At 67.5% G+C, this 19,776-nt stretch carries 18 protein-coding genes; 17 read left to right on the top strand and 1 reads right to left on the bottom strand.

From position 1 onward, the window contains the following. Nucleotides 1–127: 127 nt before the first annotated feature. The 3 genes from F572_RS0107385 to arsJ all read left to right on the top strand — a co-directional run bounded on the left by F572_RS0107385 (nucleotide 128) and on the right by arsJ (nucleotide 3,174). Nucleotides 128–646, top strand: a complete 519-nt coding sequence (locus F572_RS0107385) for a TspO/MBR family protein (protein ID WP_196794005.1) — start codon at nucleotides 128–130, stop codon at nucleotides 644–646. A gap of 271 nt (nucleotides 647–917) precedes the next feature. Next, the gene (locus tag F572_RS0107380) at nucleotides 918–1,931 is read left to right on the top strand and encodes an ArsJ-associated glyceraldehyde-3-phosphate dehydrogenase (protein ID WP_017942124.1); all 1,014 of its coding nucleotides are present in this window, start codon (nucleotides 918–920) and stop codon (nucleotides 1,929–1,931) included. Between the two features lie 7 nt (nucleotides 1,932–1,938). Continuing rightward, nucleotides 1,939–3,174 carry an organoarsenical effux MFS transporter ArsJ gene (arsJ, locus tag F572_RS0107375; RefSeq protein ID WP_017942123.1) on the top strand — a complete coding sequence of 412 codons (1,236 nt, stop codon included), beginning with the start codon at nucleotides 1,939–1,941 and terminating at the stop codon, nucleotides 3,172–3,174. Nucleotides 3,175–3,213: 39 nt separating this feature from the next. Here the strand turns inward: arsJ and F572_RS0107370 are convergent, their stop codons facing one another. Next, nucleotides 3,214–4,095, bottom strand: a complete 882-nt coding sequence (locus tag F572_RS0107370) for a LysR family transcriptional regulator (protein WP_017942122.1) — start codon at nucleotides 4,093–4,095, stop codon at nucleotides 3,214–3,216. A 272-nt stretch (nucleotides 4,096–4,367) separates the two neighbouring features. Here F572_RS0107370 and leuC point away from each other — a divergent pair, with 272 nt between their 5' ends. From leuC to F572_RS0107295, 14 genes are all read left to right on the top strand, one after another. Beyond that, entirely contained in the window at nucleotides 4,368–5,780 is a 1,413-nt protein-coding gene (gene leuC, locus F572_RS0107365; protein WP_017942121.1) for a 3-isopropylmalate dehydratase large subunit, read from the top strand. 3 nt (nucleotides 5,781–5,783) lie between these two features. Beyond that, nucleotides 5,784–6,422, top strand: coding sequence for a 3-isopropylmalate dehydratase small subunit (leuD, locus tag F572_RS0107360; protein ID WP_017942120.1), 639 nt, complete (start codon nucleotides 5,784–5,786; stop codon nucleotides 6,420–6,422). 116 nt (nucleotides 6,423–6,538) lie between these two features. Next, nucleotides 6,539–7,612, top strand: a complete 1,074-nt coding sequence (gene leuB, locus F572_RS0107355) for a 3-isopropylmalate dehydrogenase (protein WP_196794004.1) — start codon at nucleotides 6,539–6,541, stop codon at nucleotides 7,610–7,612. A gap of 46 nt (nucleotides 7,613–7,658) precedes the next feature. After that, on the top strand, nucleotides 7,659–8,684 hold the full coding sequence (locus tag F572_RS0107350) for an aspartate-semialdehyde dehydrogenase (protein WP_017942118.1): 1,026 nt from the start codon (nucleotides 7,659–7,661) through the stop codon (nucleotides 8,682–8,684). Between the two features lie 108 nt (nucleotides 8,685–8,792). Continuing rightward, nucleotides 8,793–11,312 carry a FimV/HubP family polar landmark protein gene (locus tag F572_RS0107345; RefSeq protein ID WP_026143035.1) on the top strand — a complete coding sequence of 840 codons (2,520 nt, stop codon included), beginning with the start codon at nucleotides 8,793–8,795 and terminating at the stop codon, nucleotides 11,310–11,312. 481 nt (nucleotides 11,313–11,793) lie between these two features. After that, nucleotides 11,794–12,462, top strand: coding sequence for a hypothetical protein (locus F572_RS0107340; protein WP_017942116.1), 669 nt, complete (start codon nucleotides 11,794–11,796; stop codon nucleotides 12,460–12,462). A gap of 34 nt (nucleotides 12,463–12,496) precedes the next feature. Next, nucleotides 12,497–13,312, top strand: a complete 816-nt coding sequence (gene truA / locus F572_RS0107335) for a tRNA pseudouridine(38-40) synthase TruA (protein WP_017942115.1) — start codon at nucleotides 12,497–12,499, stop codon at nucleotides 13,310–13,312. A 69-nt stretch (nucleotides 13,313–13,381) separates the two neighbouring features. Further along, nucleotides 13,382–14,023 (top strand): phosphoribosylanthranilate isomerase, encoded by a 642-nt coding sequence (locus F572_RS0107330; RefSeq protein WP_017942114.1) that lies wholly within the window; start codon nucleotides 13,382–13,384, stop codon nucleotides 14,021–14,023. Further along, nucleotides 14,010–15,218 (top strand): tryptophan synthase subunit beta, encoded by a 1,209-nt coding sequence (gene trpB, locus F572_RS0107325; protein ID WP_017942113.1) that lies wholly within the window; start codon nucleotides 14,010–14,012, stop codon nucleotides 15,216–15,218. Before F572_RS0107330 ends, trpB begins: the two co-directional genes overlap by 14 nt. Further along, the gene (gene trpA, locus F572_RS0107320; RefSeq protein WP_017942112.1) at nucleotides 15,215–16,048 is read left to right on the top strand and encodes a tryptophan synthase subunit alpha; all 834 of its coding nucleotides are present in this window, start codon (nucleotides 15,215–15,217) and stop codon (nucleotides 16,046–16,048) included. The genes trpB and trpA overlap by 4 nt, the downstream gene beginning before the upstream one ends. 36 nt (nucleotides 16,049–16,084) lie before the next feature. Further along, nucleotides 16,085–17,050 carry an acetyl-CoA carboxylase, carboxyltransferase subunit beta gene (accD, locus tag F572_RS0107315; RefSeq protein WP_017942111.1) on the top strand — a complete coding sequence of 322 codons (966 nt, stop codon included), beginning with the start codon at nucleotides 16,085–16,087 and terminating at the stop codon, nucleotides 17,048–17,050. A gap of 8 nt (nucleotides 17,051–17,058) precedes the next feature. Continuing rightward, entirely contained in the window at nucleotides 17,059–18,396 is a 1,338-nt protein-coding gene (folC, locus tag F572_RS0107310; protein ID WP_017942110.1) for a bifunctional tetrahydrofolate synthase/dihydrofolate synthase, read from the top strand. A gap of 117 nt (nucleotides 18,397–18,513) precedes the next feature. Further along, complete coding sequence (locus tag F572_RS0107305) at nucleotides 18,514–19,098, top strand: SPOR domain-containing protein (RefSeq protein ID WP_017942109.1); 585 nt, start codon at nucleotides 18,514–18,516, stop codon at nucleotides 19,096–19,098. A 79-nt stretch (nucleotides 19,099–19,177) separates the two neighbouring features. After that, nucleotides 19,178–19,729, top strand: coding sequence for a CvpA family protein (locus tag F572_RS0107295; protein ID WP_017942108.1), 552 nt, complete (start codon nucleotides 19,178–19,180; stop codon nucleotides 19,727–19,729). Nucleotides 19,730–19,776: the final 47 nt, after the last annotated feature.

The following is a 19,776-nucleotide window of genomic DNA, read 5'->3' as shown; positions in this document are numbered from 1 at the left end:
GCTTTTTTCGGGATGGTCAGCGGGAGTGTGGCGTGGTTCACTGAATCCTGAATGAATCCGGTTCGGAATTCGGCCACTGTTCGGGGCATCCTGCCATGGGACCGGGAATTTCGAGGAGAATTCTGTGATGACACGCGATACGGTCAGGGCAGCGCGCCCGCGACGACGCTCCTTCGGTGGGGACATGCTCGGCCTGCTGGCGTGGATGGTCCTGGTCTTTGCCGTGGCCGGTCTGGGCGGCTGGGCGACCAGTCTGTCAGTGAGCGACTGGTATCCAACCCTCGCCCGGCCGCCGTTGAATCCACCGGATGCGGTGTTTGGCCCGGTGTGGAGCGTGCTGTTCGGCCTGATGGGGCTGGCGGCCTGGCATGTGTGGCGGCGGGTTGGCCTGACCGGTGCGCCGATTGCGCTGGGCTTGTTCCTGGCTCAACTCGCCTTGAATCTCGGCTGGTCGGTGCTGTTCTTCGGCCTGCAACGCCCGGATCTGGCGCTCGCCGAGATCCTGATCCTGTGGCCGCTGATCCTGGCGACCCTGGTGGCCTTCTGGCGCATCGACCACATCGCCGGCGCCCTGCTGGTGCCGTACCTGCTGTGGGTTGCCTTCGCCATCTACCTCAACGCCGGCATCGTCTGGCTCAATACCTGACGAGCCATCACGAACGAGTTCAAAAGCGATTCACAGGAAGGTTGGAAGACTGGAAGAAGTGCTGGATGGGAAACACGGGTGCGGCAACAGCCTTGCGCCTCGCCCGGTCCAATCAACAAAAAATCTTCCGTTCTTCCCTTCTTCCTGTGAATCGCTCTTGACCGTCTTTGTGCATTCGTGCGCTGGTGGTGGTGCCGTTGCCCGTGGTCGGGCGTCATGCGTTTGTCATTGGGGCGGGGTATGCTGACGCGATTTTTCGCGGGAGGGGGCCATGGCGGTGCGCGTAGGGATCAACGGGATGGGGCGGATCGGTCGGCTGGCGCTGCGTGCGGCCTGGGATCGGGACGACATCGAGATCGTGCACCTGAACGAGGGCGCGGCGGACGGGACTGTCACCGGGCACTTGCTGGAGTTCGACTCGGTGCACGGGCGCTGGGGCCGCGAGCCCGAGGCCGAGGCCGAGCAGATCCGCATCGGCGGGCGCGAGCTGCGCCACACGAGCCATGCCGAGCCGGGGCAGGTGCCCTGGGACGAGTCGGGGGTGGACATCGTGATCGATTCCACCGGTGCCTTTCGCACCATGGATACGCTGGAGCCGCATTTCACCCGGGGCGCGAAGCGCGTGGTGGTCGCGGCGCCGGTGAAGGACGCACGGGCGCTGAACGTCGTGATGGGCGTGAACGAGGAGGCCTACGAGCCGGCGAAGCACCCGGTGGTGACGGCCGCCTCCTGCACCACCAACTGCCTGGCGCCATTGGTGAAGGTGCTGCACCCGGCGCTGTCGATCCGCCACGGCACGATTCTGACCGTGCACGACATGACCGCCACCCAGTCGCCGGTGGACCTGCCGCGCGACAACCTGCGCCGGGCCCGTGCGGCCGGGCTGAACCTGATCCCGACCACGACTGGCTCGGCCAAGGCGATCGGTGACATCTTCCCCGAGCTGAACGGCAGGCTGAACGGCCACGCGGTGCGCGTGCCGCTGATGAATGCCTCGCTGACCGATTTCACCTTCGAGGTCGCGGGCGAGACCACGGCGGAGGAGGTCAACGGCCTGCTGCGCGAGGCCGCGAACGGTGATCTCAAGGGCATCCTCGGCTATGAAGACCGGCCGCTGGTCTCCAGCGATTTCCGCACCGACCCGCGTTCGTCCATCGTGGATGCACAGTCGACCATGGTCGTGGACGGCACCCAGGTGAAGGTGCTGGCCTGGTACGACAACGAATGGGGCTACGCGAACCGACTGGTCGAGCTGGTCGCCCGCGTCGCCAAGCTGGGGGTTTGAGGCCGTCGTGAGCGGAGCGGCCGACCAGCCAAACCCGGGCGGGCCGCCCGCCCTGGGGCTGGGTGTCTACGCGCGGATTACCGCGAACTACTGGGCGTTCACCGTCACCGACGGCGCGATCCGCATGCTGGTCGTGCTGTTCTTCCACCAGCTGGGCTACAGCCCGCTGGAGATTGCCTTTCTGTTCCTGTTCTACGAGCTGTTCGGGGTGATCACCAACCTGACCGGCGGCTGGCTGGCCGCGCGGCTGGGGGTGAACACCACTATGATTGGCGGGACGCTGCTGCAGGTGGCGGCCCTGCTGATGCTCACGGTGCCCGAGGCCTGGCTGGGCGTGGCCTACGTGATGTTCGCGCAGGCGCTATCGGGCATCGCCAAGGATCTGAACAAGATGAGTGCCAAGTCCGGGGTGAAGCTGGTGGCCGGCGACGGGGAGGGGCGGCTGTTTCGCTGGGTTGCAGTGCTCACCGGCTCCAAGAACGCGCTAAAGGGGGTCGGTTTCTTCGTTGGCGGGGCGCTGCTCTACAGCGTGGGCTTTCAGATGGCGCTGGTGATCCTCGCCGGGATGCTGGCCGTGGTGATGCTGTTCTCGGTGGTCGGCCTGCCGCGCGGCCTGGGGAAGGTCGGTGGCAAGCCGAAGTTCACCCAGATGTTCTCCAATTCCGCCGCGATCAATGTGCTGTCGGCCGCACGCTTCTTCCTGTTCGGCGCGCGTGATGTGTGGTTCGTGGTCGCGCTGCCGGTGTTCCTTAGCGCCACGCTGGACTGGAACCACATGCAGGTCGGCGCGTTCCTCGCGCTGTGGGTGATCGGCTACGGCATCGTGCAGGCCTCGGTGCCGCGCCTGCTGGGCAAGGGTGGGGTGCACCCGACCGGCCTCACCGCGCGGCTGTGGGCCTTCATCCTGATGCTGCTGCCGATCGCCATCGTAATCGGTCTGGAGGTGGGCCTGGACCCGGCCTGGGTGCTGATGGTCGGGCTGGGCGTGTTCGGCGTGGTGTTCGCGATCAACTCCGCCGTCCACTCCTTCCTGATCCTCGACTACGCCGAGGCCGACCGCGTCGCCATGAAGGTCGGCTTTTACTACATGGCCAACGCCGGCGGGCGCCTGGTCGGCACCGTCGCCTCCGGTGCCATCTTCATGGTTTGGGGCCTGGAGGGCGCGCTGATCGCCTCCACCCTGTTCATCTTCGCCACCTGGATGATCTCCTCCCTGCTCCCCCGTGAGGCCGCCCGCGCCTGAGAGTGCGGATGCCGAATCGGAAGGGTCAGCATCTTCCGGTCACCGGGGACGCTGCAATTCCTCGATGACGGCCTCCAGTGTGCGCGAGCGGTAGCGCTCGGCGTGGCGGACCCAGCCGAGGTGGCGGGTAATGGGCGCGCCGGGCCAGTCGAGCACGGCGAGGTCATCGGTGGCCATGGTGCGGGGGAGAAAGCCGATGCCCAGGCCGGCCGCGATCATCATGCGGATGACTTCGAGGTAGGGGCTTTCCTGGGCGGCCGTGGGGTGCAGGCCCTGCGCGGCCAGGGCCTGGTCGATCTGGCGGCGGGTGGTGGAGTCCACCGGCGGCAGGATGGCCGGCCAGTTGTGCAGGCGCTGTAGCGTGTCCAGAGGGTGGTCGTTGGCGCGATTGCGGGCGACCATCGGGACGAGGTCGTCGGTCCAGACGGTATGCGCCTCGGCATCCTGCGGCAGTTCATCCGGCAGCGTGGCCAGTGCCAGGTCGGCATCGCCGTGCATGACGGCCTCGATGCCGGCCTCGGAATCCATGAATGCCAGTTCCAGCTCCAGCTCGGGGTACCGCGTCCGCAGGCGGGCCAGAGGGCCGGGCAGGCGGTGCAGGGCGATGTGGTGGGAGGTGGCCAGGCGGATGCGGCCGCGCACGACGTGGTCGAGGTCCGCCACCTGCTGCTCGATGGCGTGCAGGCGGGCCAGGATCTCGCGGGCCTCGGGTAGCAGGCGTTCGGCGACCTCGGTGGGCCGCACGCGACGCCCCTGACGCTCGAATAGCGGGCGTTGCAGCGTCGCCTCCAGCGACTGGATTCGCTTGCTGATCGCCGGCTGGGTCAGGTACAGCCGCTCGGCCGCGGCGGAGAAGGCGCCGGTATCGACCACGGCCACGAAGGCCTGCAGGGACTCGATGCTGAGCTGTTCCGGGCGCATCTGCCGCCTCCGTGGGATAATGACCGGCTGACTGATGCGGTGCCGGATCGTCAATCCATAACCAGATGGAATGGTAAAGATAATAAATCGGATTTGAAAGAATAGGAGGGCGGCCGCAGACTGGCAATGCGGTGCCCGCAGGAGGCCTGCCCTCTGGCCGATGGGCCCCGACGCCGAATCGGCCAGAGGGCTGGCCTCCTACAGGTCGGTGAGTGGGCCAAGCGCATCGAAAACATGGCAGGAACATCGCGGCGCGGCCGCGGGAGCAGGTAATGGCAGGCAAGACACTGTACGACAAGTTGTGGGAGGCGCATGTGGTGCGCGAGGAGCCGGATGGCTCGACGCTGCTCTACATCGACCGCCACCTGGTGCACGAGGTGACCAGTCCGCAGGCCTTCGAGGGGCTGCGGCTGGCCGGGCGCAAGCCGTGGCGCGGGGATTCCGTGCTGGCGGTGCCGGATCATAATGTGCCGACTGCCGATCGCGACAAGGGAATTGCCGATCCGGTCTCGCGCACCCAGGTGGAGACGCTGGAGAGTAATGTCACGAGCCTGGGTTTGAAGTTCTTCCCGATGGCCGACGTGCGCCAGGGCATCGTGCACGTGATCGGTCCGGAACAGGGCGCGACCCTGCCGGGCATGACGGTGGTCTGCGGCGACTCGCATACCTCCACGCATGGCGCGCTGGGGGCGCTGGCCTTCGGTATCGGTACCTCCGAGGTGGAGCATGTGCTGGCCACGCAGTGCCTGTGGCAGAAGAAGACCAAGGCGATGCAGATCCGCGTGGAGGGCGAGCTGCGCCCCGGTGTAACCGCCAAGGACGTGGTGCTGGCGATCATCGGCCGCATCGGCACCGCCGGGGGTACCGGCTATGCCATCGAGTTTGCCGGCTCGGCGATCCGCAGCCTGTCGATCGAGGGCCGCATGAGCGTGTGCAACATGTCCATCGAGGCCGGTGCCCGCGCGGGCATGGTCGCGGTGGACGAGAAGACCATCGAATACGTGCGCAACAAGCCGCAGGCGCCGACCGGCGAGATGTTCGAGCGGGCGGCCGAACACTGGCGCACGCTGGTCTCCGATCCGGATGCCGAGTTCGATGCGGTGGTGGAAATGGATGCCGCCGAGATCGCTCCGCAGGTTAGCTGGGGCACCTCGCCGGAGATGGTCGCGCCGATCGACGGGCGGGTGCCGGACCCGGCGGCCGAATCTGATCCGGTGCGCGCCGAGGGCATGCAGCGGGCGCTGGAGTATATGGACCTGAAGGCGAATACCCCGATGACGGAGATTCGTCCGGACAAGGTGTTTATTGGTTCTTGCACCAACTCGCGGATCGAGGACCTGCGCGCCGCCGCCGAGGTGGTAAAGGGCCGCAAGAAGGCCGACAACATCAAGCTGGCGATGGTGGTGCCAGGCTCCGGGCTGGTGAAGCAGCAGGCGGAGCAGGAGGGGCTGGACCGCATCTTCCTGGATGCCGGTTTCGAGTGGCGCGAGCCGGGCTGTTCGATGTGCCTGGCGATGAACGCCGACCGCCTGGAGCCGGGCGAGCGCTGCGCCTCCACCTCGAACCGCAACTTCGAGGGCCGCCAGGGGCAGGGCGGACGTACGCATCTGGTCAGCCCGTCGCTGGCCGCCGCGGCCGCGGTGGCCGGGCACTTCATAGAACCGTCCGCGTTGAAGGAGGCGTAAGCGATGCAGGCCTTTACCGTACACAAGGGCATTGTCGCGCCGCTGGACCGCTCCAATGTGGATACCGACGCGATTATCCCGAAGCAGTACCTGAAGTCGGTCAAGCGCACGGGCTTCGGCCCGAATGCCTTTGACGACTGGCGCTACCTGGACCCGGGCGAGCCGGGCATGGACGGGTCGCAGCGCCGGCCGAACCCGGACTTTGTGCTCAATCAGGCGCCGTTCGACCAGGCGACCATCCTGCTGGCGCGCAAGAACTTCGGCTGTGGCTCCTCCCGCGAGCATGCGGTCTGGGCGCTGACGGACTTCGGCTTCCGCGCGGTGATCGCACCTTCGTTCGCCGACATCTTCTTCTCCAACAGCTGCAAGAACGGCCTGCTGCCGGTGGTGCTGGCCGAGGACGAGGTGCAGAACCTGTTCGAACAGGTGGAGGCGAACCCCGGTGCCCAGGTCGAGGTGAACCTGGAAGAGATGACCGTGACCGCGCCGGACGGTACCGTATTCGGCTTTACGTTGGACGAGGATCGCCGCCATCGCCTGCTGAACGGGCTGGATGACATCGCCCTGACGCTGCAGTTCGCGGACGATATCCGCGCCTTCGAGGAGCGCCAGCGCCGCGAATGGCCGTGGATGGCGCTGTAGGAGGCCAGCCCTCTGGCCGATAGGGGCTGGCGTGGCGCCTGATCGCCGAGAGGGCTCGGCTCCTACAGGGTGGGCGGAAGATATTTAAAGAATAATCATGTAGTCAGGAGAGGTTTGTGAGCCGAATTCTGGTATTGCCCGGGGACGGGATCGGGCCCGAGATCGTGGCCGAGGCACTAAAGGTGCTGGAGCGCGTGGGCGAGATCGGCGGTCTGGATCTGGAGATCGAGCAGGGGCTGATCGGGGGCGCGGCGCATGACGCGGCCGGGCACCCCTATCCGGAGGCGACCCGCGAGGCGGCGCGCCGCGCGGATGCGATCCTCCTGGGCGCGGTGGGTGGCCCGCAGTACGAATCGCTGGAGCGCGACCTGCGCCCCGAGCGCGGGCTGCTGGGTATCCGTTCCGATCTCGGACTGTTCGCGAATCTGCGCCCGGCGATCCTGTATCCGCAGCTGGCCTCGGCCTCCACGCTCAAGCCCGAGGTGGTCAGCGGGCTGGACATCCTGATCGTGCGCGAGCTCACCGGCGGGATCTACTTTGGCCAGCCGCGCGGGATCGAGGAGCGCAATGGCGAGCGGGTCGGGTTCAATACGCTGGTCTACAGCGAATCCGAGATCGAACGCATCGCCCGCGCGGGTTTCGAGGCTGCAATGCGCCGGAACAAGCGCGTGTGTTCCGTGGACAAGGCGAATGTGCTGGAGGTCTCCGAGCTGTGGCGCGAGGTGGTGGAGCGCGTCGGCAAGGAATTCCCCGAGGTCGAGCTGTCTCACATGTATGTGGACAACGCGGCCATGCAGCTGGTGCGCGACCCCAAGCAATTCGACGTGATGGTGACCGGCAACATGTTCGGCGACATCCTGTCGGATGCCGCCGCTATGCTGACTGGCTCCATCGGGATGTTGCCGTCCGCCTCGCTGAACAGCGAGGGCGTGGGCCTGTACGAGCCGATCCACGGCTCGGCGCCCGACATTGCCGGACAGGGCAAGGCCAACCCGATGGCGACGGTGCTGTCGGTCGCGATGCTGCTGCGGCACAGCCTGAATCGCAACGACCTCGCCGAGCGTATCGAGGCCGCGGTGGGCCGGGTGCTGGATCAGGGGCTGCGCACGCCGGATATCTTCGGCGACGGCATGACCCTGGTGGGCACGCAGGGCATGGGTGATGCCCTGGTCGCCGCGCTGGACGAATAGATTGAATACATGAAGTTAACGTTTAAAGTTCAACCGGGAATTAACGATGAGTGACCGCAAGTTTGACGTGGCCGTGGTCGGTGCAACCGGCGCCGTCGGCGAGACCCTGCTGTCCATCCTGGCCGAGCGCGACCTCCCGATCGGGCGTGTGCATGCGCTGGCCAGTTCGCGGTCGGTGGGCAAGACGGTCGCCTTCGGCCGGCGCGAGCTGGAGGTCGAGGACCTGGCGACGTTCGACTTCTCCACCGTGCAGATCGGGCTGTTTTCCCCGGGCGCCTCGGTATCCGCCGAGTACGCGCCCAAGGCCGCCGCGGCCGGCTGCGTCGTCATCGACAACACCTCGCAGTTTCGCTACGACCCGGAGATCCCCCTGGTGATCCCCGAGGTGAATCCGGATGCCGTGGGTGACTACACCCGGCACGGGATCATCGCGAACCCGAACTGCTCGACCATCCAGATGCTGGTGGCGCTGAAGCCGCTGCATGACGCGGTGGGTATCGAACGCATCAACGTGGCGACCTATCAGGCCGTCTCCGGTACCGGGAAGGAGGCGATCGAGGAACTGGCGCACCAGACCGCGGCGCTGCTGAACGGCCGTCCGGTCGAGTGCAACGTGTACCCCAAGCAGATCGCCTTCAACGCGCTGCCGCACATCGATGTCTTCCAGGACAACGGGTACACCAAGGAAGAGATGAAGATGGTCTGGGAGACCCGCAAGATCATGGGCGACGAGTCCATCCTGGTGAACCCGACCGCGGTGCGCATCCCGGTGTTCTATGGTCACTCCGAGGCGCTGCATATCGAGACCCGCGAGAAGATCAGTGCCGAAAAGGCACGCGAGATCCTGGCCGCCGCGCCGGGGATCACGGTGCTGGACAAGCACGAGGACGGTGGCTATCCGACCGCTGTCACCGAAGGTTCCGGCAAGGATGCGGTGTTCGTCGGTCGTATCCGCGAGGACATTTCGCACCCCCGCGGGCTCGACCTGTGGGTGGTGTCGGACAACGTGCGCAAGGGGGCCGCCCTGAACACGATCCAGATCGCGGAGGTTTTGATCCGCGATTACCTGTGATTTAATCCGGGAAAACGCCGGGTGTCTGCCCGGCACATCCGTGGCCAGGGGGTCGTCGGCCGTGCCGGCCGGGGCATTGAGGCCACGCGGCACTTTCAGGGGGAATTCGTGCGCAAGTTATTGGTTGGGTTTTTGTTCTTGCTGCTGGTAGCCCCGGCGTCCTCGAACTCCGTGGGCTTCGGTGAAGTCAACCTTCAATCCTTCCTGAATCAGCCCTTGCGGGCCGAGATTCCCTTGCGAGGGGCTGCGGCTGTCGCGGATTCCCTGCGCATTCGCCAGGCGCCCGAGGACGCGTACCGTCGTGCCGGCCTGAATCGGGGCGGTGTTCCCGGCGACCTGAATATCCAGGTCGATGGGGATCGCGTGATCCTGACCACCCGGCGGCCGGTGCGCGAACCCTACGTCGGGATACTGCTGGAGGCCCGCTGGGATGGCGGCCGCGCCATGCGCGAGGTCTCGTTGCTGCTGGATCCGCCCGGCACCATGCCGGCCGGGAGTTCGGCACCGGCGCTAACCCAGGCGCCCGGCGTGGCGCCGCGTACGCCCCGCGCAGGTGACACCATCCAGGTGCGCCGTGGCGACACGCTCTCTGCCGTCGTGCGCCGCAGCGGGTTTTCGGGGTACAGCGACGAACAGGCCATGCTCGCGTTCCTGGACGCCAACCCGCAGGCCTTTATCGGAAACAACATCAATTCGCTGCGTGCGGATGCGGAACTGCGAACGCCGTCACGTTCTCAGCTGGAGGCCCGCAGCGCCGCCGAGGCGCGAGCAGAGGTCGCCGAACAGACTCGGTCCTGGCAGGAATCCACGCGTGTCGCACGCGAAGAGCCCGCTCCGTCACCGGCCGCTGACGATGTCGCTGCAATCGAGGACGAGACCGTCGGCCAGGCCGAGGATGTCGCGGAGCCAGCGGAAGCAGCTGCTGAGGAAGACACCGCCGCCGCGACCGATGAGGGCGAAGCAGCGGTCGCCGAAGCCGAGTCGGCTGCGAGCGAGGACGAAGCCGCTGCGGCGGAGGAAGCTGTGGGCGAGGAAGCCGCGGCTGAAGACCGGCTGGAGATCGTGGCCGACCTGCTGCCGGAAGATGCCGAGGCAGCTGCGGCGCAGGGCGGTTCCGAGGAACTGCTGGAGGAGGCCTTGCTGTCCCAGCGCGCCGAAATGGAGGGGATGCGCGAGGAGCTCTCCGAGCTGCGCGAGGAACTCGGCGAGCGTGGACGTCTGGCGGAGATCTCCAGCGAGAACATGGCCGAGCTCGAGCAGCAATTGAGCCAGTTGCGCGCCGAGCGTGAGCAGCTGCGCACCCGTCTGGACCGAGCCGATGCGGAGCGCAATGCGCCACTGCACGAACGCATCATGAACGATCCGCTGTTGCTGATGATGGCGATTGCGCTGGTCATTCTGCTCCTGCTGGTGCTGCTCGCGTTTGCTCGCGGCGGGCGCCGCGACGTGGTGGTGGACGAGCGCAGTGCCGGGCTGCAGCCGCGCGCGGATAACAGCAAGGTTCAGGCACAGGATGTCGCGTCGGCCGGCTACGAGGCCCGCGAGGTCGCCGGCCGTGACAGTAATCCGGGATCCACGGCCGCTGCGACGGCGACGGGCGCCGCAGCCGGGACCATCCTGGGTAGCGCAACCGCGGGGGGCGCGGACGAGCAGACGGAGACCGCGCAGGAGGAATCCGCGCATCCGCCAGCCGAGCCGGAAGAAGAGGTCGGGGAAGTCGTCGTCTCCAGCACCCGCGAAGGGGCCGCCGGGATGGATGACGTACTGGCCGAAGTGGATGTCTGCCTGGCCTACGGAATGAATGACCAGGCGGTCGAGACGCTGAATGCGGCACTGCAGGACCAGCCGGACAACAAGCAGTATCGTCTCAAGCTGGTGGAGGCGCACGTGGCCCTCGAGGACGAGGCGAGCGCGCGCGAAGCGGCCAGCGCCCTGCGTGATCGACTGGGGCCGGACGACGACGATATCCGCGATCGTCTTTCCGAGCTCGAGTCCGGACTTGGGGCCGGATCGGGCGCGGCAGCGGGGGCCATGAGCGAGGCGCTGGACGAGCCGGCTACCAGCAGCGGCGGCGCAGTCCCTGAGGCCGACTCGGACAGTAACGAAATCGATTTCTCCGGAATGGACCTTCCGGACGTGGACGAGGCGGCACCTTCCGCGGAGACCGGCGAGACGCAGGGCAGTGATGACCAGGGCCTGGCGTTCGATCTCGACGAGAACCTCGAGGAGGATCTGGCGAGCGCCGCGGAGTCGGGGGCGGATGAAGGCGGGGTCGATGACGACCTGAATAATCTGTCCTTCGATCTCGACGAGAGTGAACTGCCCGATCTGGATGCGCCCGCGAGTGGCGGTGATGGTGGCGAGGGTCACGACACCGGGCTTGCGATGGACGAGGAGCTCCAGACCCCGGATGAACCGCTGGGGACCCCGGAAACCGGTGACGCCGGTGAAGGCGAAACAGGGGCGGGTGATGACGAGAACGTGACCCGCCTGAGCCTGGCGCAGGCCTATGCCGACATGGGGGATGCCGAAGGCGCGCAGGAACTCATCGACGAGGTGCTCGCTTCGGGAACGGACGAGCAGAAGCAGGAAGCCGAGGCGATCCGGAACCAGATCCAGGGTTCCTGATTGCCGGCACCTGGGAGCCGCCAGTTCGGCGGTTCTCTAGGGAAACACTGATCAATGTACATGTTCGCGCTCGAGTCGCTTTTGCGTGCGAACAAGGCGCGGTGACTGCCGTGCAGTCATTCTGCACAAGGGAACCGCAACGCCGTTCCCACGCCCGTTTCTGTCAACAACGGGCGGCCGAGCCCCTGCATTCAATCGCTTGTGGGGTTGGCACCCCAGGTTCCCCGATCCCGCGTTGCGCCACTTGCGGGTAGAACCACTACCCGCTGCGCGGCGCGCCTTGTCTCGGAAAACCTGGGGTGCCAACGCGAACGTGTACATTGATCAGTGTTTCCCTAGGGGCTCCCGATTCGGCCTGCAGTGTGCGGCCCCGCCCGGAAGTACCTCCCGGGCGGGGCCTTTTAATTGCGAGGATTCGAGCGAACGCCAAGTGGTAAGCACACCGGAGAGTTCAGGAATCCCGCGGCCCGGCTCACCGGGCGTGGTCGCCGCCGGCACGGGGGTGCTGGGGGTGCTGGGTGCCTCTGCGGCGCTGGTGTCCGCGGATCCTCTGGTGGTGGCCCTGGTGGCCGGCCTGATCGGTGGACTGGCGGTTGGGGATGGTGTGGACTGGCGGCGTGTGGGGCGGCTCGCCCTCCGGCTTAAATGGTTTTACCTGTCGCTTGCGGTGTTCTACGGGCTGTGGCCCTCCGAGTCCGGAGGTTGGGCCCTCGGGCTGCAGGAGGCGGGCTGGCGGATTGCCGCGCTGATGCTGGTGGTGGTCCTGGTGGTCTGGCTGACGGGGCGCTTCTCGCGCCTGGCTTTGGTGGCCGCCCTGGGGGCGCTGCTGGGCGGGCCTCGCCAGATGCTTGGGGGTTGGGGCGAGCGCTTCGCGTCCCGGCTGTTTCTGGCACTGGCGTTGTTCGAAGACGAGCGAGCGGCGGTCGAGCAGCGCCGTGCGGGTTTGCGGGGATCGCGCCGGGCGCGGCTGCACGAGGTTCGGGAGTGGCTGGTCGTACGACTGGATCGGGCACTGGAGGGCGCTGTGGAGACGCGCTGGGAGACGGCCGGAGTCGTCGATGCGTCCGGGGATAAACCCACGCCGTGGGGTGGTCTGGCCTGGCTCTGGGCAGGCGTCATCTTCGTCTGGTTGATGATTGTGGGGATGTGACCGCTTGAGTAGCGATCGAGAACGCACGCAGTCTGTGGTCGAGGCGCCCCGGCGCTGGGCACTGGGCGTGGAATACGACGGACGCGGACTGCTCGGCTGGCAGCGGCAGAAGGATGGCCCCAGCGTGCAGGCCCACCTGGAGGCGGCCCTGGGGTTCGTGGCAAACCACCCCGTTGAGCTGAACTGCGCAGGGCGTACGGATGCGGGAGTACATGCCACGGCCCAGGTGGTGCACTTTGATACCCCGGCGCCGCGCGAGCCGCATGCCTGGATCCTGGGGAGCAACAGCCGCCTCCCGGACGGGATCGCGGTGACCTGGGCGCAGCCGGTAGCCGATACCTTTCATGCCCGGTTTTCGGCTTTCGGCAGGCGCTATCGGTATGTGATCGCGAATCGCGGGGTGCGCCCGGCGCTGGAGGCCGGGCGGGTGTCCTGGTGGCGGCGACCGCTGGACGCCGAGCGCATGCATCGTGCGGCCCAGGCCTTTGTTGGCGAGCACGACTTCAGCAGTCTGCGGGCGGCGGCGTGCCAGGCCAAGTCGCCGGTGCGGCGTGTGCATTCCCTGTCGGTCTGGCGGCGCGGACCCTACGTCGTCCTGGATATCCACGCGAATGCCTTCCTGCACCACATGGTGCGCAATATCGCCGGGGTGCTGCTGGCCGTCGGGGATGGCCGAGCGGAGGCGGACTGGCCCCTGGAGGTTCTGGCGGCGCGCGATCGTCGTGCCTCCGGCATCACGGCCCCGGCTGGCGGGTTGTACTTCGTGCATGTGGATTACCCGCCCGAGTTCGCCTTGCCGATCGCATCCGGACCGGTCTTCGACGGGGTGCCCGGGAATGGAACGGGTTGATTGCGGGAAAAGGGGAGGATGGCCCGGTTCTGGTAGGCTTTGTCGCCTGGTGAATTGGGCCGTCGTCAGATGCGCTATCGGGTAAAAATTTGCGGAATCACCACGCCGGAGCAGGCGCGTGCCGCGGCGGCGGCCGGGGCGGATGCCATCGGGCTGGTGTTTCACCCCCCCAGCCGCCGCGCGGTGGAACCGGCCGCGGCGGCGGCAATCGCGGCGGCGCTGCCGCCGTTCGTGACCACGGTGGGGTTGTTCGTGGACCCCGAGCCGGCCCGCGTCGAGCAGGTGCTGCAGAGCGTGGGGCTGGACTGCCTGCAGTTCCACGGGCACGAGACGGCGCCGTTTTGTACGCGCTTTGGCCGGCCCTATCTGAAGGCCATCGCGATGGGCGAAGGGCAGGATCCGCGCCCGGTGATGGACGCGCACGCCGACGCCCAGGGCTTCCTGCTGGACAGTCACGGGGGCGGGCGCAGCGGCGGGTCGGGACATCGCTTCGACTGGCAGCAGGTGCCCGACGCCCTGGAGCGACCCTGGTTGCTGGCCGGGGGGCTGGATACCGACTCGGTGCGCGAGGCGCTGGAACACCTGCGCCCGTACGGGGTCGATGTGAGTTCCGGGGTGGAATCCGCGCCCGGGGTCAAGGATGCACGGCGCATGCAGGCCTTTGTGCAGGCCGTGCGCCAATGCGAGGTGGAGACTGATGAACAAGATTGACTGGGCGGCATTCCCGGATGCCCGCGGGCATTTCGGGCCGTATGGCGGGCGATTCGTGTCCGAGACGCTGATGGGTGCGCTGGACGAGCTGCAGCAGGTGTACGAGCAGTACATCGGTGACCCGGACTTCCTGGCGGAACTGGATCATGACCTGAAGCAGTTCGTGGGCCGTCCGAACCCGCTCTACCACGCCGAGCGCCTGTCGCAGGAGCTGGGTGGGGCGCAGATCTACCTCAAGCGCGAGGATCTGAACCACACCGGCGCGCACAAGGTGAACAACACCATCGGCCAGGCGCTGCTGGCGAAGAAGCTGGGCAAGACCCGGATCATCGCCGAGACGGGCGCCGGCCAGCACGGCGTGGCGACGGCGACCGTGGCCGCGCGCCTGGGCCTTGAGTGCGTGATCTACATGGGCGAGGAGGACACCCGGCGGCAGTCGCAGAATGTCTACCGCATGCGCCTGCTGGGCGCCGAGGTGGTGGGCGTGAAGTCCGGAACACGGACGCTGAAGGATGCCCTGAACGAGGCGATGCGCGACTGGGTCACCAATGTCGACGATACGTTCTACATCATCGGCACGGTGGCCGGGCCGCACCCGTATCCGGCGATGGTGCGTGACTTCCAGTCGGTGATCGGCCGCGAGGCCCGCGAGCAGCATCTGGCGATGACCGGCAAGCTGCCGGATACGCTGGTGGCCTGTGTCGGGGGAGGGTCCAACGCGATCGGGCTGTTCCATCCGTTCCTGGGTGACGAGTCGGTGGAGATGATCGGGGTCGAGGCCGGCGGGGATGGCGTCGAGACCGGCCGGCATTCCGCGCCGTTGTGCGCCGGCCAGCCGGGCGTGCTGCACGGCAATCGCACCTACCTGATGGAAGACGAGAACGGGCAGATCATCGGCACGCACTCGGTCTCGGCCGGGCTCGACTACCCGGGGGTGGGGCCGGAGCATGCGTGGTTGAAGGATATCGGGCGGGTGAACTACGTGTCGGTGACCGATGACCAGGCGCTGGCCGGGTTCCACCGAATGACTCGCACCGAGGGCATCATCCCCGCGCTGGAGACCAGCCACGCGATTGCCCATGTGCTGGATCTGGCCCCGCAGATGCGACCGGACCAGAGCATCATCATCAATCTGTCCGGGCGCGGCGACAAGGACCTGAACACCGTGGCCGAACGCGAGGGGATTACGCTATGAGCCGGATCGAGCAGCGCTTCGCCGAACTGCGCGAACAGAATCGTGCCGCGTTGATCCCGTATGTCACGGCGGGTGACCCGGAGCCGGGTGCCACCGTGCCCCTGATGCACGCGCTGGTGGAAGCCGGGGCCGACCTGATCGAGCTCGGCGTGCCGTTCTCTGATCCGATGGCCGACGGTCCGGTGATCCAGAAGGCCTGCGAACGCGCCCTGCGCTTCGGGACCGGCCTGCGCGACGTGCTGGCGATGGTGGCCGAGTTCCGCAAGCAGGACACCACCACACCGGTCGTGCTGATGGGGTACCTGAACCCGGTGGAGCGAATGGGCTACGAAACCTTTGCCGAGACCGCGAAGGCGGCGGGGCTGGACGGGCTGCTGACGGTCGATCTGCCGCCGGAGGAGAGCGAGGACGTGGTCGGCCTGCTGGAGCAGTCCGGCATCGATCCCATCTTCCTGATCGCGCCGACCACTTCGGAGACGCGCATCGACCACGTGGCTCGGGCGGCGCGCGGCTTCGTGTACTACGTGTCCCTGAAGGGGGTGACCGGCTCGCAGAGCCTGGATGTCTCGGCCCTGGCCGAACGCCTGGAGGGACTGCGCTGCCATACCGGACTGCCGCTGGGTGTGGGCTTTGGCATTCGCGATGCCGAGACCGCGGCGCAGGTGGCGCGGGTGGCCGATGCGGTAGTGGTCGGCAGTGCCATCGTACGCCTGGCCGAAGAACACGACGGGGATGGCGAGGCGTTTGCCCGCGCCGCGGCGGCCGTGGTGCGGGAGATGCGCACGGCCATGGACGCAGCGCGTTCCCCGGGCGCGGCGGCCACGGTGTAGAATGCGCGGCGCCGATTCGGATTACGGGGAGACGGCATGAGCTGGTTCGAAAAGTTGATGCCTTCGCGCATCCGCACCGACAACGCGACCAAGCGCGGCGTGCCCGAGGGCCTGTGGGTGCGCTGCGAGGGCTGTGACGCGACGCTGTACCGCCCCGAGGTGGAGCGCAACCTGGACGTCTGCCCGAAGTGCAGTCATCACCGCCGGATGAGCGCTCGGCGGCGCCTGGAGACCTTTCTGGACGCCGAGGGCCGCGAGGAGATCGCGGCCGGTATCGAGTCCTCCGATGTCCTGAAGTTCCGGGACTCCAAGAAGTACAAGGACCGCCTGGCCGCCGCCCAGAAGGCCACCGGCGAGCGTGACGCGCTGGTGGTGATGCAGGGGCAGTTGCTGGGCCGCCCGCTGGTGGCCTCCGCGTTCGATTTTCGCTTCATGGGCGGCTCCATGGGCTCGGCGGTGGGCGAGCGCTTCGTGCGCGGTGCGAACCGTTCGCTGGAGCAGGGCATTCCGCTGGTGTGCTTCAGCGCCTCCGGCGGTGCGCGCATGCAGGAGGCCCTGTTCTCGCTGTTGCAGATGGCCAAGACCAGCGCCGTTCTGGCGCGCATGCAGGAGGAGCGTATCCCGTTCATCTCGGTGATGACCGATCCGACAATGGGGGGTGTCTCCGCGAGTCTGGCCATGCTGGGGGATCTCAATGTGGCCGAGCCGAATGCACTCATCGGCTTCGCGGGGCCGCGCGTCATCCAGCAGACCGTGCGCGAGACCCTGCCAGAGGGCTTCCAGCGCTCGGAATTCCTGCTGGAGCATGGCGCGATCGACATGATCGTGGACCGCCGTGACATGCGCAGCCGCCTGGCGTCGGTGCTGGGCATGCTGACCCACGCCCCGGCACCGGGCTCGGACGTGGCCGAGGCGCCTGCCGAGGGCCAGGGATCCGTCGAGGTGATCAGCCCCGAGAATGGCGCCGACGTCGAACGCGTCGCCCCGCCGCGCTCCTCCTGAGACGGCCGATGCGTTTCTCGACCCTGGCGGAGTGGCTCTCCTTCCAGGAGCGGTTGCACCCCGTGGGCATGGACCTCACCCTCGAGCGCATCGCACTGGTCGCCGACCGCCTCGGGTTGCGCGATGCGCATGTGCCACGGACGGTGGTTGTGGCCGGGACCAACGGCAAGGGTACGGTGGCGACACGCACCGCCGCCCTGTTGCAGGCGCAGGGTCTGAAGGTCGGCCTGTTCACCTCCCCGCATCTGCTGCGCTACAACGAGCGTATTCGTATCGACGGCGAACCCGTCGCCGATGACGCCCTGTGCCGGGCCTTCGAGGCCATCGACCAGGCCCGCGGCGAAGATTCCCTGACCTATTTCGAGTTCGGTGCCCTGGCGGCGGCCTGGTTGTTCCGCGAGGAGAGTGTCGCGGTTCAGGTGCTGGAGGTCGGTCTGGGCGGGCGCCTGGATGCCGTGAACATCTGGGATGCCGACGTCGCAGCGATCACCGCGGTGGATCTGGATCATCAGACCTGGCTGGGCGACAGCCGCGAGGCGATCGGGCGCGAGAAGGCCGGCGTGATGCGGGCCGATCGCCCCGTGGTGCTGGGGGAGGCCGAGCCGCCCTCGAGCGTGCTGGAGCATGCGGCTCGACTCGGGGCGCAGGCCCTGCGCAGTGGCCAGGACTTCACCCTGACGCGGCATGGGGCGACCCTGCGTTGGGGCTGGCAGGGCCGGATGCGGGACTGGACGGTCGAAGGGGCTGGAGCCGGCATCGACGGGGCGTCCTTGCTGAATACGGCTACGGCGCTGGCGGTGGTCGAGTGCCTGGGTTTCAGCGAGGGCCTGACCGATACCGTCGTCAGCCAGGCCCTGGGGGTCTCCGCACCGGGGCGGCTGCAGGTGGTGGAGGGCGCGCCGCAATGGCTGCTGGACGTGGCCCACAACGTGCACGCGGTGGGGGAGCTGGCGCGCTGGCTGGAGGCCCATCCGGTGGGCGGTCCGGTGGTGGCCCTGGTCGCCGTGATGGCGGACAAGGAACGCGCGGCGATGTGGCCCCGTCTGGAGGGGCGGGTCGATGCCTGGGTGCCGGTGCCGCTGGAACTTCCCAGGGCATTGCCGGCCGGGTCGCTGGCCGACGAGCTGGAGGCGGCGGGGAAACGGTCGGTGGTGCGTGTGCCGGATGTGGCCGCAGCTATCGAGGACGCGACGCGGCGTGCCGGTCCTGACGGCCGGGTGCTGGTGTTCGGCTCGTTCTACACCGTGGCGGCCGTGCTGGAACAGGTCCCGGAGCTGGCCCGCGCGGCCCTGTCCGGGCGGGCCGTGGCGGACTCACAAGTCGGCGAGGTGGTGCATGGCGTGTGACTGGCGCATGGGTTTCCCGGGATGGCTTGCGGCCAGCTCGTGCGCGGGCGTACTGTCACGGGCAGGTGATCGTGCCCGAAACCGTGTCGAACCCAGCTGCCGCCTTCGGATGACCGCATGACCAGCGACAACCCCATTCGCTTCCGCCTGGTGGGCGCGGTCATCCTGATCGTGCTGGCGGTGATCTTCCTGCCCTGGCTGTTCGACGGGGCCGGTTACGAGTACATGAGCGGCATCGATGATCCGGTGCCGCCCGCGCCGACCTTTGCCGAACCCGATATCGCGCTGCCCTCGGAGCGTCCGAGCCCGCGCCGGGATGCGGGCCCGGCGGCCCCGGCGCCGGAACGCGATGCACCGGTGGCCGAACTTCGCAGCCTGGAGAATGGCGAGGGCGTCGCGGCGGCCGGCGCGGAGCCGGAGCGTACGGAGCCCCCGGTGCGCGCGGTCGAACGGGACGAGCCGGTGCAGGCGGGCTGGGCGATCCAGGTCGGGAGCTTCCGCGACGAGGACAACGCGCGCGATCAATCCGCCCGGCTGCGCGATGCCGGCTGGCCGGCGTTTATCGACGATTCCACCGCCGATGGCCGCCCGATCTACCGGGTGAAGGTGGGCCCCCTGGCCCAGCGCGAGGAGGCGGTGAAGCTGGGCGAACGCCTGCAGGACGAGCTGGAACTGTCCGGCATCGTGGTGGCGCACCCCTGATGGCCGGGATGATGCGGACCTGCGTGGAACGGATGGCTGCGGTAAACTACGCGCCCTTTCAGCACGCGACGCCGGCCCCGTGAACTGGATCGACCTCGTCATCATCGCCCTGATCGTCGTATCCGGGCTGATCAGCCTGTTCCGCGGCTTCGTGCGCGAGTCATTCTCGCTCGCCACGTGGATCGTGGGCGTGTGGCTGGGTATCCGCTATGCGGCCGAGGTGGCGGAACAAATCCCCCAGGCGGTTTCGGATGCCACCCTGCGCCTGGGCATTGGCTTCGCCCTGATCTTTATTGGCGTCCTGATTGTGGGCGGCATCCTCGGAGTATTGGCCAACCGCCTGGTGAAGGGAACCGGGCTGACCGGTACCGACCGCTCGCTGGGCGTGATCTTCGGCTTGCTGCGCGGCGTGCTGCTGGTCGCGGTCCTGATCTTCCTCGCCTCGCTGACGCTGATGCCGGACGAGGCGTGGTGGGAAAACAGCCGCCTGATTCCCCAGTTTGAACGCCTGGTGGACTGGCTGATTGCCCAGTTGCCGGAGGGCTGGCAGGAGCAGATCCACGATCTGCTGGCCAGTGACGAACCTGTCGAAGAAGTGATCCCCGACGGCGAGCAGGGAAACACTGAGTAATGGACACACTCGCGTTGGCACCCCAGGTTTTCCGAGACAAGGCGCGG

Source organism: Thioalkalivibrio sp. ALE14 (assembly GCF_000376845.1).
Lineage (GTDB): Bacteria > Pseudomonadota > Gammaproteobacteria > Ectothiorhodospirales > Ectothiorhodospiraceae > Thioalkalivibrio.
The sequence above is the reverse complement of the archived record's forward strand: the minus strand, read 5'-3'. Positions and strand labels throughout refer to the sequence as shown.

Excerpts from the sequence above, each read along its gene's own strand:
- F572_RS0107385 (WP_196794005.1), top strand. The coding sequence starts at position 128 with ATGACACGCGATACGGTCAGGGCAGCGCGCCCGCGACGACGCTCCTTC.
- accD (WP_017942111.1), top strand. The coding sequence starts at position 16,085 with ATGAGCTGGTTCGAAAAGTTGATGCCTTCGCGCATCCGCACCGACAAC.
- leuC (WP_017942121.1), top strand. The coding sequence starts at position 4,368 with ATGGCAGGCAAGACACTGTACGACAAGTTGTGGGAGGCGCATGTGGTG.
- trpA (WP_017942112.1), top strand. The coding sequence starts at position 15,215 with ATGAGCCGGATCGAGCAGCGCTTCGCCGAACTGCGCGAACAGAATCGT.
- trpB (WP_017942113.1), top strand. The coding sequence starts at position 14,010 with ATGAACAAGATTGACTGGGCGGCATTCCCGGATGCCCGCGGGCATTTC.
- F572_RS0107305 (WP_017942109.1), top strand. The coding sequence starts at position 18,514 with ATGACCAGCGACAACCCCATTCGCTTCCGCCTGGTGGGCGCGGTCATC.
- F572_RS0107380 (WP_017942124.1), top strand. The coding sequence starts at position 918 with ATGGCGGTGCGCGTAGGGATCAACGGGATGGGGCGGATCGGTCGGCTG.
- F572_RS0107330 (WP_017942114.1), top strand. The coding sequence starts at position 13,382 with ATGCGCTATCGGGTAAAAATTTGCGGAATCACCACGCCGGAGCAGGCG.
- F572_RS0107370 (WP_017942122.1), bottom strand. The coding sequence starts at position 4,095 with ATGCGCCCGGAACAGCTCAGCATCGAGTCCCTGCAGGCCTTCGTGGCC.
- F572_RS0107350 (WP_017942118.1), top strand. The coding sequence starts at position 7,659 with ATGAGTGACCGCAAGTTTGACGTGGCCGTGGTCGGTGCAACCGGCGCC.
- leuD (WP_017942120.1), top strand. The coding sequence starts at position 5,784 with ATGCAGGCCTTTACCGTACACAAGGGCATTGTCGCGCCGCTGGACCGC.
- folC (WP_017942110.1), top strand. The coding sequence starts at position 17,059 with ATGCGTTTCTCGACCCTGGCGGAGTGGCTCTCCTTCCAGGAGCGGTTG.